Genomic DNA, 17975 nt, shown 5'->3' with positions numbered 1-17975 from the left:
AATCCCCATGGCTTTTACCGATCCGTTCATCCGCCGCCCGGTGCTCGCCACTGTGGTCAGCCTGTTGATTGTATTGCTCGGCTTTCAGGCCTGGAGCAAGTTGCCGCTGCGCCAATACCCGCAAATGGAAAACGCCCTGATCACGGTGACCACCGCCTACCCCGGGGCCAACGCCGAAACCATTCAGGGTTACATCACCCAGCCGATGCAGCAGAGCCTGGCCAGCGCCGAGGGCATCGACTACATGACCTCGGTCAGCCGGCAGAACTTCTCGGTGATTTCGATCTACGCACGCATCGGCTCGAACACCGACCGCTTGTTCACCGAGCTGCTGGCCAAGGCCAACGAGGTGAAGAACAAGCTGCCGCAGGACGCCGAAGACCCGGTGCTGAGCAAAGAGTCTGCCGACGCCTCGGCGCTGATGTACATCAGTTTCTTCAGCAAGGACTTGAGCAACCCGCAGATCACCGACTACCTGTCACGAGTGATCCAGCCAAAACTGGCAACGCTGCCGGGCATGGCCGAAGCGGAGATTCTCGGTAATCAGGTGTTCGCCATGCGCCTGTGGCTCGACCCGGTGAAACTCGCCGGTTTCGGTCTCAGCGCCAGCGATGTGACCAACGCCGTGCGCCAGTACAACTTCCTCTCCGCCGCCGGTGAAGTGAAAGGCGAGTACGTGGTCACCAGCATCAACGCCAACACCGAGCTGAAATCCGCCGAGGCTTTTGCGGCGATTCCGCTCAAGGTCAGTGGCAACAGCCGGGTGCTGCTCAGCGATGTCGCGCGGGTGGAAATGGGCGCGGAAAACTACGACTCGATCAGCTCCTTCGGCGGCACGCCGTCGGTGTACATCGGCATCAAGGCCACCCCCGGCGCCAACCCGCTGGATGTGATCAAGGAAGTGCGCAAGCTGATGCCCGAGCTGGAAGCGCAGCTACCGCCGAACCTGAAAAGCGAGATCGCCTACGACGCCACGCTGTTCATTCAGGCGTCCATCGACGAAGTGGTGAAAACCCTGTTCGAGGCGGTGCTGATCGTCATCGTTGTGGTGTTCCTGTTCCTCGGCGCACTGCGCTCGGTGGTGATCCCGGTGGTGACCATTCCGCTGTCGATGATTGGCGTGATGTTCTTCATGCAGATGATGGGCTACTCGATGAACCTGCTGACGCTGCTGGCGATGGTGCTGGCCATCGGTCTGGTGGTCGACGATGCGATTGTCGTGGTGGAGAACATCCACCGGCACATCGAGGAAGGCAAGACGCCGTTTGATGCGGCGCTGGAAGGCGCGCGGGAAATCGCCATGCCGGTGGTGTCGATGACCATCACCCTGGCGGCGGTGTATGCGCCGATCGGTTTCCTCACCGGGCTGACCGGGGCGTTGTTCAAGGAGTTTGCCCTGACCCTCGCCGGTGCGGTGGTGATTTCCGGAATCGTCGCCCTGACCCTGTCGCCGATGATGTGCGCGTTTTTGCTGCGCCACGAGGAAAACCCCAGCGGCCTGGCGCACCGCCTCGACCGCATCTTCGAAGGTCTCAAGCGCCGCTATCAGAGCATGCTCCATGGCACGCTGAACACGCGGCCGGTGGTGCTGGTGTTCGCGGTGATCGTGTTGTGCCTGATCCCGGTGTTTCTCAAGTTCACCAAATCGGAACTGGCCCCGGACGAAGACCAGGGCATCATTTTCATGATGGCCACTGCGCCGCAGCCAACCAACCTTGATTACCTGAGCACCTACACCGACGAATTCATCAAGATCTTCAAGGACTTCCCCGAGTACTACTCCTCGTTCCAGATCAACGGCTACAACGGTGTGCAGGCGGGCATCGGGGGTTTCCTGCTCAAACCATGGAACGAGCGCAGCCGTACGCAGATGGAAATCCTTCCCGAGGTGCAGGGCAGACTTGAAGGCATCCCCGGCCTGCAGATTTTCGGTTTCAACCTGCCTTCCCTGCCCGGTACTGGCGAAGGCTTGCCGTTCGAATTCGTGGTCAACACCGCCAACGACTACGAATTGCTGCTGCAAGTGGCCGACAGGATCAAGAAGCGCGCCATGGAATCGGGCAAGTTCGCCTTCTTCGACCTCGATCTGGCGTTCGACAAACCTGAAGTTGTCGTCGATATCGACCGCGCCAAAGCGGCGCAGATGGGCGTATCGATGCTGGACCTTGGCGGCACGCTGGCGACATTGCTCGGCGAGGCGGAAATCAACCGCTTCACCATCGAAGGCCGCAGCTACAAGGTGATCGCTCAGGTCGAACGGCCGTACCGCGACAACCCGGACTGGCTGAACAACTACTACGTGAAAAACACTCAGGGCGAATTGTTGCCGTTGTCGACGCTGATCAAGGTCAGTGACCGCGCACGACCGCGCCAGCTCAACCAGTTCCAGCAGCTCAACGCGGCGAAGATTTCCGGGTTCCCGTTGGTGAGCATGGGCGAAGCCATCGACACCGTGTTGCAGATCGCCCGGGAAGAAGCGCCGGCCGGGTTTGCCTTCGACTATGGCGGCGCCTCACGCCAGTTCGTTCAGGAAGGCAGCGCGCTGTGGGTGACGTTTGCCTTGGCGCTGGCGATTATCTTTCTGGTGCTGGCGGCGCAGTTCGAGAGCTTCCGCGATCCGCTGGTGATTCTGGTGACGGTGCCGTTGTCGATCTGCGGCGCGCTGATTCCGCTGTTCCTCGGTTGGTCAAGCATGAACATCTACACCCAAGTTGGGCTGGTGACGCTGATCGGCCTGATCAGCAAGCACGGGATTCTGATCGTCGAGTTCGCCAACCAGTTGCGCAAGGACAAGGGGCTGACGGCGCGGGAAGCCGTGGAGGAAGCGGCGGCGATTCGTTTGCGGCCAGTGCTGATGACCACAGCGGCGATGGTGTTTGGCATGGTGCCGCTGATTCTGGCCACGGGTGCGGGGGCCGTCAGCCGTTTTGATATCGGCATGGTGATTGCCACTGGGATGTCGATTGGCACGTTGTTTACGCTGTTCGTCCTGCCGTGCGTGTACACCCTGCTGGCGAAACCCGATAAACCTTGAAAGCAAAAGATCGCAGCCTTCGGCAGCTCCTACACCTATCCATGTAGGAGCTGCCGAAGGCTGCGATCCTTTGATCTTGCTTGCATAAAAAAAGGCCTCGCAACTGCGAGGCCTTTTATGTGGGCTTCAATCGTTTCAACTTTGCGGCCTCATCCCTTGAGAAAGTCCGAACATGAACAACAACAAATCATGATCGGGTTTGGTCGCCACGGAGGCTTTTGCCACCCGTGGGACTGCGCAGTGGGCGTCGTCTACGGACGCGCCTATTACCTGCATGCGAGGCTGCTCCCAGGCAGCCACCGCCAATGACGCAACTGCCAAGGCTCCAACCAAAAACAAACCTCGTGCAATTTCTAGTTTCATCGCTATAAACCTTTGATAGCGCTGCCAAACGCCGTCTCATAAAAGTAGACGAGTTTTTTCCAGTCCGCGTCGCGGAACGACGAATGGCGGCGCAATTGCTTCATGTCATGGGAAGCGGCGCGATAGGCGGTCAGACGCTGGCGGCATTTCTCCAGATCGATCAAGGCAACCTCGACCTTGGCCGACTCGCCCTCGCCCGTCACCCGCACAAATACATGCTTGATGTAGATGCAGCTGTGCTGCCAGCGGCCTTTGTGCATGCGCGCGAGATTTTCGGCGAGGTCTTTGAGCACACGCTCATAAACCACGTCGCCACACTGATCACGACCACCGGCAGCGGCCAGCCAGTGTTCCAGTTCCTGAAAACCGTCCAGGGACTTGGTCACCAGCAGTGCGCGCCATTTGTGCTGCGGATCAGGCTGGGCGCCGCAGAAAACGATTTCCGGCACGCGAACCCCGAGTTTGCTGACGCCGGTCAGCGCATCCAGCTCGCGCAAAACCGTAGGACGGCCAAACGGGTGCAACCAACTGCGGTAGATATGACCCGTCTGACGCTTGGCGTACAGCAGTTGTCCGTCGCGTCCAACGATACGTTGCACACCGCTTTCGCCACCCCGGCGCACGTTGGGCTCTTCTACCCAATCGCCGCGCTGATCCCAGTAGTAGTCGAAGCGATCTTGCGGAGCGACATCCGTTTCTGCTGCAAATTGCACCGCCATCCTGTTACCTCTTGCGTAATACGTAAACCCGCCACATGGCATAGAGCGGAATAAAGTCCAGTTGTTCCTGAATTCGAAAACCCGCCTCCTCGAACTCCTTTTCTACCGTAGCAGCCGGTAACACATAGCGATTCTGATACTCGCGTTTGTCACGGTTGCGCTCGGCACGCTGACGTTTCCAGGCCTTGAAATTGCCGTCGACCCACAGCGAAACAATCACACTGTCACGGGTGACGCGCTCGAATTCGCGCAGAATCGCCCGGCGATGCTCGGCTTCACCGATGTGGTGGAGCAGACGCATGCAAAAAATGCTGTCGACGGCGTTGTCAGGCAAGGCAATGTCGAACGCAGATGTGTGCAAGGGTTGTACCCGTTTCACCACATCAGCCGGTTGCGCCTGCATGGCCGTCTTGATCATCGACTCGGAATTGTCCGCGCCAATGATCACCCGGTTGGCCTTTTCACCCAGCAGTGGCCAGAAACGCCCTGCACCGCAGGGCAGATCCAGCACCAGTCCCGGCTCGCCGACCAGCGCCAGCGCCTTGCGAGCCAGTTGTTCATCACGCCAGTGAGAGAGCCGACGTCCAAGGCTTTCCTTGTGCTTACGCAGATATTTCTGCGCGTGTTGATCGTCGTACTTCTCGGAAAAATCGAGTTTGATCGGGCCGGCCATCACCAGGACTCCTGAATTGCTGATGGCACCACCTTAAGGAGCGGCGTGTCAGCGTCAGGTCATCCATTTGTGAAAAAAATGTCAGGTAAACAGACAAATTATTACAGCGTTATACAGGATTTAGACAGGTGAGAGGGAGTAGCATCGAGCCACTCCGTGCGTCAGATTTTGCCCAGATCCACTTCGAAGCGGCAGCCATTGGGCTCCATCGTGCTGAGACTGACGGTCCAGCCCTGGTTCTCGCAGATGCGCTGCACCAGTGACAAGCCCAACCCCAGGCCTTCACCGCGCTTTTCGCTGCCACGCACGAAAGGCTCGAACATCGCTTCGCGCTTTTCTTCCGGAATGCCGACGCCGGAGTCTTCGACCACAAAGCCGTTGGCAGTGAGTGTGAGACGAATAAAGCCCTTCTCGGTGTAGTGACAAGCGTTGCGCAACAGGTTGCCCATCACTGCGGTCAGCAAGGTCGCGTTGTAGCAAGTGTGCGGCGGGTTCCCTGATTCGAACTGCAAAGTCAGCCCTTTGCTTTCAATCGGCTCACGCCACACGCACAACAGGCTGTCAGCCACTTGGGCAAGATTCTGTTGCGGCGCTGAACCGGCGTCCTCACGCTGGGAGCGAGCGAGCATCAGGAAAGTCTGCACCAGCTCGCGCATTTCCTCGCTGGCGCGGGCAATACGCTCGACCTGATTGCGCCCACGCTGATCGATGGCCGGGTTTTCCATCAGCAGTTCGCAGGAGCTGGCCAATACCATCAATGGCGTGCGCAACTCGTGACTGACATCGCTGGTGAACAATCTTTCACGGGTCAGCGCCTGACGCAGACGTCCCAGCGTGGCATCGAACGCCACTGCCAGCTCACCGACCTCATCGGCCGCATAATCCGGCGCCAGCGGCGGCGCCAGCCCAAGTAACTGATCGCGATGGCGCACTTGCCGTGCCAATCGCACCACCGGCGCCATCACCTTGCGCGCGAGTACCCAACCGAGGAACACCGCCAGCGCCAGACTGAGCACAAAACCCACCAGCACCACGGCAAACAGCACGCGCTCACGCTCTTCGAAATCGCTTTGATCCTGCAACAGCACATAACGCCGACCGTCAACGATCTCGACCATCGCGTGATACGACAGCTGCTCGCGGAACACTTCATGGAAACCCGAATCGAGGTGGCGCAGATCCTTGGGCAACTCGAAATCACCCGGGCCGCCGCTGAAATAGAACAACTGGTCCGGCTCCGGGCGATGGCTCCAGTCCGAGACGTTGTCCATCAGCAGCAGGCGCTGCAAGTCGCCGCCCAGCCCTGCCGAAATCAGTTTTTCTTCTACAAGGTGCACGGTCGCGACGATGCCCATGGCAAATGCGCCGGCCACCAGTGCGCTCATCAACGCAAAGGCAATGATGATCCGCTGGGAAAGGCTTTGCTTAAACTCCATCACGGCCCTCGGCCAAGCGGTAACCGACACCGTGCACGGTGTGCAGCAGTGGCTTGGCGAACGGCTTATCGATGACCTGACGCAATTGGTGCACGTGGCTGCGCAGGCTGTCGCTGTCCGGGCAATCATCGCCCCACAACGCCTCTTCGAGAATTTCCCGACGCAGCACGTGCGGGCTCTTCTGCATCAACACCGCCAATAATTTGAGACCGACCGGGTTGAGCTTGAGGAACTTGCCTTCACGGGTCACTTCCAGCGTATCGAGGTCATAGCTCAGATCGCCAACCTGCAACGCCCGGCGGCCGCCACCCTGAGTGCGCCGCATGACCGCTTCGACGCGCGCGGCCAGTTCCGACAAGGCGAAGGGTTTGACCAGGTAATCGTCAGCCCCGGACTTGAAGCCCTGCAGACGATCATCCAGCTGATCGCGGGCGGTGAGCATGATCACCGGCGTGTCCCGACGAGCGTCTTCGCGCAGGCGTTTGCACAGGGTATAGCCGTCGATGCCCGGCAACATGATGTCGAGCACGATCAGGTCGTAATGCTCGGTGGCGGCCAGATGCAGGCCCGACAAACCGTCCTGGGCACAATCGACGGTATAGCCTTTGAGCCCCAGGTAATCGGCCAGATTGGCCAGGATGTCGCGGTTGTCTTCGACCAATAAAATTCGCATGGCATCTCCTCCGTACACAGTAACGGCCGTCATGGCCCGCGCAGCTTAAGGCCAGATTCAGCTCAGAGCTAGGGCTGAAAGCCTCGTAAATCAACTCTCTCAACCAAATTTAATCCTTAACAAGTTTTTCACTATCGGTTCACAACCTGACTACAGTGACAACGCGAGACTCTCGCGCCATTAGATATAAGGAATGTAGACAATGGACTTTTTCAAGACGGCGCCCATGCGCCTTTTGCTGTTGGTCACTGGCGTCTGGCTGGTGCTGTTCTTCCTGACTCGAACCGTCCTGCTGCTGACTCATCTTGATGAGGCCGGCGGCATTGCGCTTTCCGTGTTCGGCATCGGTCTGTTGTATGACCTGGGCTTCCTCGCCTATGCCGCGCTGCCGATGGGCCTGTACCTGCTGCTCTGCCCACCGGCGCTGTGGCGTCGCCGTGGCCATCGCTGGTTCCTGCAAGGGCTGCTGACCGTCAGTCTGTTCGCCATGCTGTTCGTCTCCGTGGCCGAGTGGCTGTTCTGGGACGAGTTCGGTGTGCGCTTCAACTTCATCGCGGTCGACTACCTGGTGTATTCCGACGAAGTGCTGAACAACGTGCTGGAGTCGTATCCGATCGGTACGCTGCTGAGCATTCTCACGCTACTGGCCGTTGCTCTCAGCGTTGCCCTGCGCAAGCCGTTCAATGCTGCGCTGGACGCTCCGCTGCCGCCGTTGCGTGGGCGTTTGCTCAATGCGCTGGCGTTGCTGGTCATCGCCGGCCTGAGTCTGCAATTGCTTAGTCAGGATGCGCCCCGCGCCCAGGGCGGCAACGCCTATCAGAATGAACTGGCGAGCAACGGCCCTTATCAGTTCTTCGCTGCGTTTCGTAACAATGAACTGGACTACACGCAGTTTTACGGCAGCCTGGCGCCGGAAAAAGTCGCCCGGCAGATTCGTGCTGAACTGAATGAACCCAATGCACAGTTCATCGGTAAGGATCCGCAAGACATTCGCCGGATGATCGATAACCCCGGTATCCCGCGCAAACCGAACATCGTGCTGGTCACCATCGAAAGCCTCAGCGCCAAGTACCTGGGCAGTAATGGCGACAAACGCGACCTGACTCCAAATCTGGATGCGCTGCGCAAACAGAGCCTGTATTTCAACAATTTCTATGCCACTGGCACTCGCACCGATCGAGGGCTGGAAGCCATCACTCTGGCCATTCCACCGACTCCGGGACGTTCCATCGTCAAGCGTATTGGCCGTGAAAGCGGTTTCGCCAGCCTCGGCCAGCAACTGAGCGCCGTCGGCTACGACAGCGTGTTTGTCTATGGCGGGCGCGGTTACTTCGACAATATGAACGCGTTTTTCAGTGGCAATGGTTACCGCGTGGTCGACCAGAGCAGCGTTGACGAAGCGGAGATTCACTTCAAGAACGCCTGGGGCATGGCCGATGAGGATCTGTACAAGCAGACCTTGAAGCTGGCTGATGCGGATTACGCCAAACAACAGCCGTTCTTGCTGCAGTTGATGACCACTTCCAACCACCGACCTTACACCTACCCGGACAACCGGATCGACATCAAATCCGGTAACGGTCGCGATGGTGCGGTTAAGTACACCGACTACGCCATAGGTCAGTTCCTTGAGCAGGCGCGGCAGAAACCATGGTTCGACAACACGATCTTCATCTTCGTCGCCGACCACACGGCGGGGAGTGCCGGTAAAGAAGATTTGCCGATCACCAACTATCAGATTCCGCTGTTCATCTATGCACCGAAGCTGATCGAGGCGCGCGAAAGTGGTCAACTGGCCAGCCAGATCGACCTCGCACCGACGCTACTGGGATTGTTGAACATGGATTACCAGTCGACGTTCTTCGGGCGCAACCTGTTGCAGGACAACCCGTTGCCACCGCGCGTCGTGGTCGGCAACTACCAGCATCTGGGCCTCTTCGACGGCAAGGATCTGGCGATTCTCAGCCCGCGCCAAGGCTTGCGCCGGCATGACGATGCGCTGACCGAAAGCCGCGAATCCCGAGCGACCAGTGATGATCCACTGATCAGCCGCGCGATCACTTATTACCAAACCGCCAGTTATGGCTTCAAGCAACAGCTGCTTGCCTGGAAAGCACCCAAGGAGGGTGCTCCGCAAGTCAGCGAACGTTAATCGAAACGCTCCGGGCTGATGCCCCGGGGCGTTTTCTTTTATTCAGGAACCAACATGTCATCAAAGGTTGTACGCCCCACTCCTCGCCCGATGAATCTTTGGCTGTATCTGGGCATTCCCGTCGTTGCAGCGATCTCTTTGATCCTGCTGGAAATGACCGATCTGGACATGGTGCTGGCGCGGTTATTCTATGACCCGGTTGCGGGCGACTTCATCGGCCGCCACAGTTTTTTCCTGGAAGACATCCTTCACGATCGCGCCAAACAGGTGGTGATCGCGTTCTCGGTGTTTGCGGTATTGGGTTTTCTCGGCTCGTTTTTCCTCGACAGACTGAAACCGTTCAAGCGTGAACTGGGTTGCCTGGTGCTGTCGCTGGGCCTGGCGACCTCATTCGTCACCCCGGTCAAAGCCGTGACTGCCGTGCAGTGCCCGTGGAGCCTGGAGCAGTTTGGCGGCCATGAAACCTACAGCAAACTGATGGAGCATCGACCACAGACCGACAAGCCGGGCCGTTGCTGGCCGGGTGGTCATGCGGCGACGGGATTCACTCTGTTTGCGCTGTTCTTTGTTCTGCGTGATCGGCGGCCGCGTCTGGCCAGGCAGGCGTTTATCTTTGCCTTTGCATTGGGTTCGGTGTTCTCGATCAGCCGGATGATGCAGGGTGCACACTTCTTCTCGCACAACGTGTGGACGGCGATTTTTTGCTGGCTGATTTGTCTGGGGTCGTATTACTGGGTGCTGTATCGCCCGGCGGTGAAAACCGAGGCCGTGGTCAAGGCGCAACCGGTCAGTGCCTGAAATATAGATCCAATTGTGGGAGCGAGCCTGCTCGCGAATGCGGTGTGTCATTCAACATTAATGTTGGCTGATCCGACGCCTTCGCGAGCAGGCTCGCTCCCACAAGGAATTGGTGTGAAGCTGAAACTTGGGCAATAAAAAACCCCGCTGACTTTCGTCAGCGGGGTTTTGCGTTACGGGGGTAAGGCTGGCTTACATCATGCCGCCCATGCCACCCATGCCGCCCATGTCTGGCATACCGCCGCCAGCCGCGCCGTCTTTCTTCGGCGCGTCAGCTACAGCTGCTTCGGTGGTCAGGATCAGACCGCCGATCGACGAGGCTGCTTGCAGAGCGGAACGAGTCACCTTGGTTGGGTCCAGGATGCCCATTTCGATCATGTCGCCGTATTCGCCAGTCGCAGCGTTGTAACCGAAGTTACCTTTGCCGTTCTTGACTTCATTGACCACAACGCTTGGCTCGTCGCCGCTGTTGGCAGCGATCTGACGCAGCGGCGCTTCAACAGCGCGACGCAGAACGGCGATACCGACGTCCTGATCAGCGTTGTCGCCTTTCAGGTCAACCAGGGTTTGCAGAGCGCGGATCAGCGCAACGCCACCGCCAGGTACCACGCCTTCTTCAACGGCTGCGCGGGTTGCGTGCAGGGCGTCTTCAACGCGGGCTTTCTTCTCTTTCATTTCAACTTCGGAACCAGCGCCAACCTTGATCACTGCAACGCCGCCGGACAGCTTGGCCAGACGCTCTTGCAGTTTTTCACGGTCGTAGTCCGAGGAAGTTTCGGCAACCTGAGCACGGATCTGAGCGATACGCGATTCGATGTCGCCAGCAACGCCAGCACCGTCAACGATGATGGTGTTTTCCTTGGAGATGGTCACGCGCTTGGCGCTGCCCAGGTTTTCCAGGGTAGCAGCTTCCAGGCTCAGGCCGATCTCTTCGGAGATAACGGTACCGCCGGTCAGAACAGCGATGTCCTGCAGCATCGCCTTGCGACGGTCGCCGAAGCCAGGAGCCTTCACGGCTGCAACTTTAACGATGCCACGCATGTTGTTCACAACCAGAGTCGCCAGGGCTTCGCCTTCAACGTCTTCGGAAACGATCAGCAGTGGACGGCCAGCTTTGGCAACGGCTTCCAGCACTGGCAGCATTTCGCGGATGTTCGAGATCTTTTTGTCGACCAGCAGAACCAGTGGGTTGTCCAGTTCGGCAACCATGGTTTCCGGCTTGTTGACGAAGTACGGGGACAGGTAGCCACGGTCGAACTGCATGCCTTCTACAACCGACAGTTCGTTTTCCAGGCCAGTGCCTTCTTCAACGGTGATCACGCCTTCTTTACCGACTTTTTCCATGGCTTCGGCAATGATGTCGCCGATGGAGTTGTCGGAGTTGGCCGAGATGGTGCCGACCTGAGCGATTGCCTTGGTGTCAGCGCATGGCTTGGACAGGTTCTTCAGCTCTTTGACGATGGCGATGGTCGCCTTGTCGATACCGCGCTTCAGGTCCATCGGGTTCATGCCGGCAGCGACGGCTTTCAGGCCTTCGTTGACGATCGACTGAGCCAGAACGGTAGCGGTGGTAGTACCGTCACCAGCGTCATCGTTAGCACGGGAGGCAACGTCTTTGACCAACTGCGCGCCCATGTTTTCGAAACGGTCTTCGAGTTCGATTTCTTTAGCGACGGAAACGCCGTCCTTGGTGATGGTCGGAGCGCCGAAGCTCTTCTCGATGATCACGTTACGGCCTTTCGGGCCCAGGGTCGCTTTTACTGCGTCAGCCAGGACGTTGACGCCCTTGAGCATTTTTTTACGGGCGGAATCGCCAAACAGAACTTCTTTAGCAGCCATGATCGATATTCCTTAAATACTTTGTAGTAGCGGGAAAATGAACGGGGGTTATCAGCCTTCGATAACAGCGAGGATTTCGTTCTCGCTCATTACCAGCAGGTCTTCGCCGTCGACTTTCACAGTGTTGCTGCCGGAGTAAGGACCGAACACAACCTTGTCGCCTTCCTTCACGGACAGTGCGCGCACTTCGCCGTTTTCCAGAGCTTTGCCCGGGCCTACAGCGAGAATCACACCGTGGTTGGCTTTTTCAGCAGCCGAACCTGGCAGGACGATACCGCCAGCGGTTTTCTTTTCTTCTTCGCTGCGACGGATAACGACGCGGTCATGCAGAGGACGAAGCTTCATTGTCGATCTCTCCTAATTGTGGTTTTCATCGGCCGGTGTAGTCCCGGCGGGTTTAACAAATCCGGCCTGCGCCGGTTGCGGCTCGTCGAGCGAGTCGCGGAAGTCTGTCCGGTTCAAATACCGGAAACCTTGCGGTGACCGATACATAAGGGCGCATAAGCTTATTACAAGGGCAGGAGCAGAAAATTTTTCACTTCAGCACCCCGAAAATGAACACGGCACCCGAAGGTGCCGTGCAGACAGTGCAGTTACTTGCTGTCGCGGTGTTCGAACTCGCCTTCGATCACATCGCCCTCGCGGCCCAGAGGCTGACGCGGTGCAGGACCGCCACGAGGTTGCAGGTCATCGGCGAATGCTCGCTGGCGCATGGCCTGTTCTTCGGCGCGCTGGCGCATCTTGTTCGCCAGCAGTCGACGGCTGAACGGCAGCAGCATGACCAGACCGACCACGTCGCTGATGAAGCCTGGCAGGATCAACAGGCCACCGGCCAGAGCCAGCATCAGCCCTTCGAGCATGGTTTGCGCAGGCAGTTCGCCGCGGTTCAGGCTTTCACGGGCACGCAGGGCCGTGGCCAGACCGGCGACGCGCAGCACGAACACGCCGAACATCGAGCCGAGAATGATCAGCAGCAGGGCCGGGAAAAACCCGATTGAGCCTGCCACTTTGACGAATACGAACAGCTCCAGCACTGGAAACAGCAGAAAGAGCAACAGAAAAGGGCGCATCAAAGTTTCCTCAACGCAAGAAATGCCTTGCAGTAAGCCTTAGATGACGTCGCCCTTTCGTGAATTCAAGCGCCGACCACTTCATTTTTTGGCCACACCTGGGCGTGAGCCAATGAAACCAAGGCTTCGCGCACTTGTGTCGGCGTATTACAAGGTGCCGGGAACGGCAACCAGTACAGCGCCTGACCGATGCGCAGGTGCATGCCTTCGGTGTCGATCCCGGCCAGTTGTGCCGGCACGCTTTTCGGCAGACCGGCGAGGTCGACATAGTGCGCGATGGCTTTGGCGTGGTCGCTGTTCATGTGCTCGACCATGCTGATTTCGGCTTTGCCGGCAAACGGGTTGGCCAGGGTCAACTGATCGACCCAGTGAATCGCGCCGAAGCCGCCGATGTAGCGATGACGCACCGGGTTCAGCACCCAAAAATCGAAATCGTGGGCCTTGTGGTAGTTCTGCGAATCGGGGAAATAACGGTAGTAACGCTCGGCGGCCGCTTCGATGACAGCCGCGTCTTCGAGCTTTTGCGCTTCGGCCAGGTAGGTCAGGCGACCAACGGCTTGCACGTCATCGGCCTCGCGCTCGCCGACGAGCATCGAGCACTTTGGGTCTTTTTGCAGGTTGTGGGTGTGCTGGGCGATGCAACTGATCAGGATCAGCGGCCGGCCCTGCTCATCCAGGCAGTAAGGCACCACGGAGCCAAAGGGAAAACCGGGCATCGATTTGGAGTGGGTCGACAGCACTCCACGGTATTCCTTGAGAAGCAATTCTCGGGCATTCTTGGCCACTTCAACGCTCAATTTATGACTCCTTAAATAGAATCCGTCGAAAAAACGGACGGGCGCCCGGGATCAAGTCCCCGTCACGCCAGCGGGCAATTCTCATGTGCAACCCAGCCATGGCCGGTGCAGATCGGGAATCGCTGAAAACAAAAACCAATCAGACCTGCTATCGGGGCATGCGAATGCAACTCAACGACAAAGTAATCATTATCACTGGCGGTTGCCAGGGTTGGGGCCGCTCGATGGCCGAGTATTTCGCCGGCAAAGGCGCGAAGCTGGCGTTGGTCGACCTCAATCAGGAAAAACTCGACGACACGGTCGCGGCCTGCAAGGCCAAGGGCGTCGAGGCGCGCAGCTATCTGTGCAACGTGGCCAATGAAGAACAGGTCGAGCACATGGTCGCCCAGGTTGCCGCCGACTTCGGTGCCATTCATGGCCTGATCAACAACGCCGGGATCCTGCGTGATGGCCTGCTGTTGAAGGTCAAGGACGGTGAAATGACCAAGATGAGCCTGGCACAGTGGCAGGCCGTCATCGACGTCAACCTGACCGGCGTGTTCCTCTGCACCCGTGAGGTGGCGGCAAAAATGGTCGAGCTGAAGAATAGCGGCGCGATCATCAATATTTCGTCGATCTCCCGCGCCGGTAACGTTGGTCAGACCAACTACTCCGCGGCCAAGGCCGGTGTTGCGGCGGCGACGGTGACTTGGGCCAAAGAGCTGGCGCGCTACGGCATTCGCGTGGCGGGGATTGCGCCGGGCTTCATCGAAACCGAGATGACTCTGGGCATGAAGCCGGAAGCGCTGGAGAAAATGACGTCGGGGATCCCGCTCAAGCGCATGGGCAAGCCGGAAGAGATCGCCCATTCGGCGGCGTATATCTTCGAGAACGACTATTACACCGGGCGGATTCTGGAGATGGATGGCGGGTTGCGGATCTAACTGCAAACACAAAAACCAATGTGGGAGCGAGCCTGCTCGCGAATGCAGTGGATCAGCCAACTAATGAGTTGAATGACACTCCGCTTTCGCGAGCAGGCTCGCTCCCACAGTTTTGCCCGGCGTTTACAGCTAGATTTAATCGTCGCTGATGGTGATATTCGGCATCGCCGGCGTCACCGCTTCCTGCAACACGATCCGCGCGCCGACGTGGCGGGCCAGTTCCTGATAGACCATGGCAATCTGGCTGTCCGGCTCGGCGATCACGGTCGGTTTGCCGCCATCGGCCTGCTCGCGGATCAGCATCGACAGTGGCAGCGAAGCCAGCAGTTCGACGCCGTACTGGGTCGCCAGCTTCTCGCCACCGCCCTCACCGAACAAATGCTCGGCATGCCCGCAGTTCGAGCAGATGTGCACCGCCATGTTTTCCACCACGCCCAGCACCGGAATGTTGACCTTGCGGAACATTTCCACGCCTTTGCGCGCGTCGAGCAGGGCCAGATCCTGCGGAGTGGTGACGATGACCGCGCCGGCCACCGGGACTTTCTGTGCCAGGGTCAACTGAATGTCGCCAGTGCCCGGCGGCATGTCGATCACCAGATAGTCCAGATCGCCCCACGCGGTTTGCGTGACCAGTTGCAGCAATGCGCCGGAGACCATCGGCCCGCGCCAGACCATCGGCGTGTTGTCGTCGGTCAGGAACGCCATCGACATGACTTCAACGCCATGGGCCTTGAGCGGCACGAACCACTTCTGATCCTTGACCTCGGGGCGAGTACGCTCGGGAATGCCGAACATGATGCCTTGGCTCGGGCCGTAGATATCGGCGTCGAGAATCCCGACCTTGGCGCCTTCACGGGCCAGCGCCAGCGCGAGGTTGGCGGCGGTGGTCGATTTACCCACACCACCCTTGCCCGAAGCCACGGCGACCACGTTCTTGACGTTGGCCAGCCCCGGAATCTGCGCCTGCGCCTTATGCGCGGCGATCACGCTGTTGACTTCAACCTTGGCGATCACCACGCCATCGAGGTTTTCGATGGCCAATTGCAGCAATTGCGCCCAGCCGCTCTTGAACAGACCGGCGGCATAACCGATTTCCAGCTGAACATTGACGCGATCACCGATGATTTCGATGTTCTTCACGCAACCGGCGCTGACCGGGTCCTGGTTCAGGTAGGGGTCGGTGTATTGGCTGAGGACGGCTTCCACCGCTGCGCGAGTGACGGCACTCATGGGCAACTCCGATAACAAGACTGGGAAAAGATGGCGGGTATCCTACCCCTTCTATCCTCCGGACGGCACGCCCGGCAACGATTTGCAGGGGTGAAATATCTTGCCCGGCGCTTTATAGTGGCCGACCTCCGTTTCATCAAGTAGCGAAGCCCCACATGTCCGAACCACGCAAGATCCTCGTCACCAGCGCCCTGCCCTACGCCAACGGTTCGATTCACCTTGGCCATATGCTGGAATATATCCAGACCGATATGTGGGTGCGCTTCCAGAAGCATCGCGGCAATCAATGCATTTATGTCTGCGCCGACGACGCCCACGGTTCGGCGATCATGCTGCGCGCGGAAAAGGAAGGCATCACCCCGGAACAACTGATCGCCAACGTGCAGGCTGAACACAGCGCCGACTTTGCCGAGTTCCTGGTCGATTTCGACAACTTCCACTCCACTCACGCCGAAGAAAACCGTGAGCTGTCGAGCCAGATCTACATCAAATTGCGTGACGCCGGGCACATCGCCCAGCGCTCGATCACCCAGTACTTCGACCCGGAAAAGAAAATGTTCCTGGCCGACCGCTTCATCAAGGGCACCTGCCCGAAATGCGGCACCGAAGACCAGTACGGCGACAACTGCGAAAAGTGCGGTGCGACCTACGCACCGACTGATTTGAAGGATCCGAAGTCGGCCATCTCTGGCGCCACCCCGGTGCTCAAGGATTCCCAGCACTTCTTCTTCAAACTGCCGGACTTCCAGGAAATGCTGCAAACCTGGACCCGCAGCGGCACCTTGCAAGACGCCGTCGCCAACAAAATCGCCGAATGGCTGGACGCTGGCCTGCAACAGTGGGACATCTCCCGCGATGCGCCTTACTTCGGTTTCGAGATTCCGGGCGAGCCGGGCAAATATTTCTACGTGTGGCTGGATGCGCCGATCGGCTACATGGCCAGCTTCAAGAACCTCTGCAACCGCACGCCGGAGCTGGACTTCGATGCGTTCTGGGGCAAGGATTCCACCGCCGAGCTGTACCACTTCATCGGCAAGGATATCGTCAACTTCCACGCGCTGTTCTGGCCAGCAATGCTCGAAGGCGCGGGCTACCGCAAGCCGACCGGCATCAACGTGCACGGCTACCTGACCGTCAATGGCCAGAAGATGTCCAAGTCGCGCGGCACCTTCATCAAGGCGCGCACCTATCTGGATCACTTGTCACCGGAATACCTGCGCTACTACTACGCGGCCAAACTGGGCCGTGGCGTCGATGACCTCGACCTGAACCTCGAAGACTTCGTGCAGAAGGTCAACTCTGACCTGGTCGGCAAAGTGGTCAACATCGCCAGCCGTTGCGCCGGCTTCATTCAAAAAGGCAACGCCGGCCTGCTGGTCGACACCAATGCCGCGCCAGAGCTGACCGAGGCTTTCCTCGCTGCTGCGCCAAGCATTGCCGACGCCTATGAAGCTCGCGACTTCGCCCGCGCCATGCGTGAAACCATGGCCCTGGCCGACCGCGCCAACGCCTGGATCGCCGACAAGGCACCGTGGTCGTTGAACAAGCAGGAAGGCAAACAGGATGAAGTCCAAGCGATCTGCGCCACCGCCATCAACCTGTTCCGCCAACTGGTGATCTTCCTCAAACCGGTGCTGCCGCTGCTGGCCGCCGATGCCGAGGCGTTCCTCAATGTCGCCCCGCTGACCTGGAACGACCACACCACCCTGCTGGCCAACCATCAGCTCAACGAATTCAAACCGCTGATGACCCGCATCGACCCGGTAAAAGTACAAGCCATGAGCGACGCCTCGAAAGAAGACCTGACCGCCAGCCAGACCGACACCGGCACCGCTGCTCCGGCCGGCAATGGCGAACTGGCCAAGGATCCGTTGTCGCCGGAAATCGACTTCGACGCCTTTGCCGCCATCGACCTGCGCGTCGCATTGATCGTCAAGGCCGAACACGTGGAAGGTGCCGACAAACTGCTGCGCCTGACACTGGATATCGGTGACGAGCAACGCAACGTGTTCTCCGGGATCAAGAGCGCTTATCCGGATCCGTCCAAGCTCGACGGTCGCCTGACCATGATGATCGCCAACCTCAAGCCTCGGAAAATGAAGTTCGGTATCTCCGAAGGCATGGTGATGGCGGCCGGCCCCGGCGGTGAAGAGATTTACCTGCTGAGCCCGGACAGCGGCGCCAAGCCGGGTCAGCGCATCAAGTAAGCGACAGCAACAAAATCGATCCCACCGACGTGCCCCGCATGCCGGTGGGATTTTTCATATC

The 17975-nt window shown here is 58.8% G+C and carries 15 protein-coding genes; 5 read left to right on the top strand and 10 right to left on the bottom strand.

Features of this window, described 5'->3' with window-relative positions; translation table 11 throughout:
* Positions 1-7: 7 nt before the first annotated feature.
* Positions 8-3034 carry a multidrug efflux RND transporter permease subunit gene (locus F8N44_RS26435; protein WP_150652374.1) on the top strand — a complete coding sequence of 1009 codons (3027 nt, stop codon included), beginning with the start codon at positions 8-10 and terminating at the stop codon, positions 3032-3034.
* A 135-nt stretch (positions 3035-3169) separates the two neighbouring features.
* Here F8N44_RS26435 and F8N44_RS26430 read toward each other — a convergent pair whose 3' ends face one another.
* The 5 genes from F8N44_RS26430 to colR form a co-directional block, all read right to left on the bottom strand.
* Entirely contained in the window at positions 3170-3397 is a 228-nt protein-coding gene (locus F8N44_RS26430; RefSeq protein ID WP_127929581.1) for a hypothetical protein, read from the bottom strand.
* 2 nt (positions 3398-3399) lie between these two features.
* Positions 3400-4116, bottom strand: coding sequence for a lipopolysaccharide kinase InaA family protein (locus F8N44_RS26425; protein ID WP_150652373.1), 717 nt, complete (start codon positions 4114-4116; stop codon positions 3400-3402).
* A 4-nt stretch (positions 4117-4120) separates the two neighbouring features.
* Positions 4121-4789 (bottom strand): class I SAM-dependent methyltransferase, encoded by a 669-nt coding sequence (locus F8N44_RS26420; protein WP_127929583.1) that lies wholly within the window; start codon positions 4787-4789, stop codon positions 4121-4123.
* Positions 4790-4950: 161 nt separating this feature from the next.
* Positions 4951-6225, bottom strand: coding sequence for a sensor histidine kinase (locus tag F8N44_RS26415; protein ID WP_150652372.1), 1275 nt, complete (start codon positions 6223-6225; stop codon positions 4951-4953).
* The gene (colR, locus tag F8N44_RS26410) at positions 6215-6898 is read right to left on the bottom strand and encodes a two-component system response regulator ColR (RefSeq protein WP_016986673.1); all 684 of its coding nucleotides are present in this window, start codon (positions 6896-6898) and stop codon (positions 6215-6217) included. Before colR ends, F8N44_RS26415 begins: the two co-directional genes overlap by 11 nt.
* Before the next feature lie 202 nt (positions 6899-7100).
* On the opposite strand from colR, the gene F8N44_RS26405 reads away from it, so the two are divergent.
* Both F8N44_RS26405 and F8N44_RS26400 read left to right on the top strand, forming a co-directional pair.
* Positions 7101-9050 (top strand): LTA synthase family protein, encoded by a 1950-nt coding sequence (locus F8N44_RS26405; RefSeq protein ID WP_150652371.1) that lies wholly within the window; start codon positions 7101-7103, stop codon positions 9048-9050.
* Between the two features lie 54 nt (positions 9051-9104).
* On the top strand, positions 9105-9848 hold the full coding sequence (locus F8N44_RS26400) for a phosphatase PAP2 family protein (RefSeq protein WP_150652370.1): 744 nt from the start codon (positions 9105-9107) through the stop codon (positions 9846-9848).
* Positions 9849-10040: 192 nt separating this feature from the next.
* Here F8N44_RS26400 and groL read toward each other — a convergent pair whose 3' ends face one another.
* The 4 genes from groL to F8N44_RS26380 form a co-directional block, all read right to left on the bottom strand.
* Entirely contained in the window at positions 10041-11687 is a 1647-nt protein-coding gene (groL, locus tag F8N44_RS26395) for a chaperonin GroEL (RefSeq protein WP_127929586.1), read from the bottom strand.
* Positions 11688-11738: 51 nt separating this feature from the next.
* A complete protein-coding gene (locus tag F8N44_RS26390) occupies positions 11739-12032 on the bottom strand; it encodes a co-chaperone GroES (RefSeq protein WP_007916610.1) in 294 nt (97 codons plus the stop codon).
* Between the two features lie 248 nt (positions 12033-12280).
* Positions 12281-12757: an FxsA family protein gene (locus tag F8N44_RS26385; RefSeq protein ID WP_077574356.1), complete on the bottom strand. Its 477-nt coding sequence runs from the start codon at positions 12755-12757 to the stop codon at positions 12281-12283.
* Positions 12758-12822: 65 nt separating this feature from the next.
* On the bottom strand, positions 12823-13554 hold the full coding sequence (locus tag F8N44_RS26380; protein ID WP_150652369.1) for a HugZ family protein: 732 nt from the start codon (positions 13552-13554) through the stop codon (positions 12823-12825).
* A gap of 164 nt (positions 13555-13718) precedes the next feature.
* Here F8N44_RS26380 and F8N44_RS26375 point away from each other — a divergent pair, with 164 nt between their 5' ends.
* Positions 13719-14477, top strand: coding sequence for an SDR family oxidoreductase (locus F8N44_RS26375; RefSeq protein WP_150652368.1), 759 nt, complete (start codon positions 13719-13721; stop codon positions 14475-14477).
* Between the two features lie 135 nt (positions 14478-14612).
* Here F8N44_RS26375 and apbC read toward each other — a convergent pair whose 3' ends face one another.
* On the bottom strand, positions 14613-15707 hold the full coding sequence (apbC, locus tag F8N44_RS26370; protein ID WP_150652367.1) for an iron-sulfur cluster carrier protein ApbC: 1095 nt from the start codon (positions 15705-15707) through the stop codon (positions 14613-14615).
* A 155-nt stretch (positions 15708-15862) separates the two neighbouring features.
* Between apbC and metG the strand changes: the two genes are divergently transcribed.
* Positions 15863-17914: a methionine--tRNA ligase gene (metG, locus tag F8N44_RS26365; RefSeq protein WP_150652366.1), complete on the top strand. Its 2052-nt coding sequence runs from the start codon at positions 15863-15865 to the stop codon at positions 17912-17914.
* Positions 17915-17975 lie beyond the last annotated feature (61 nt).

This window comes from Pseudomonas fluorescens (assembly GCF_902497745.1).
GTDB lineage: Bacteria > Pseudomonadota > Gammaproteobacteria > Pseudomonadales > Pseudomonadaceae > Aquipseudomonas > Aquipseudomonas fluorescens_BM.
This window is presented reverse-complemented; position numbering and strand designations above follow the sequence as displayed.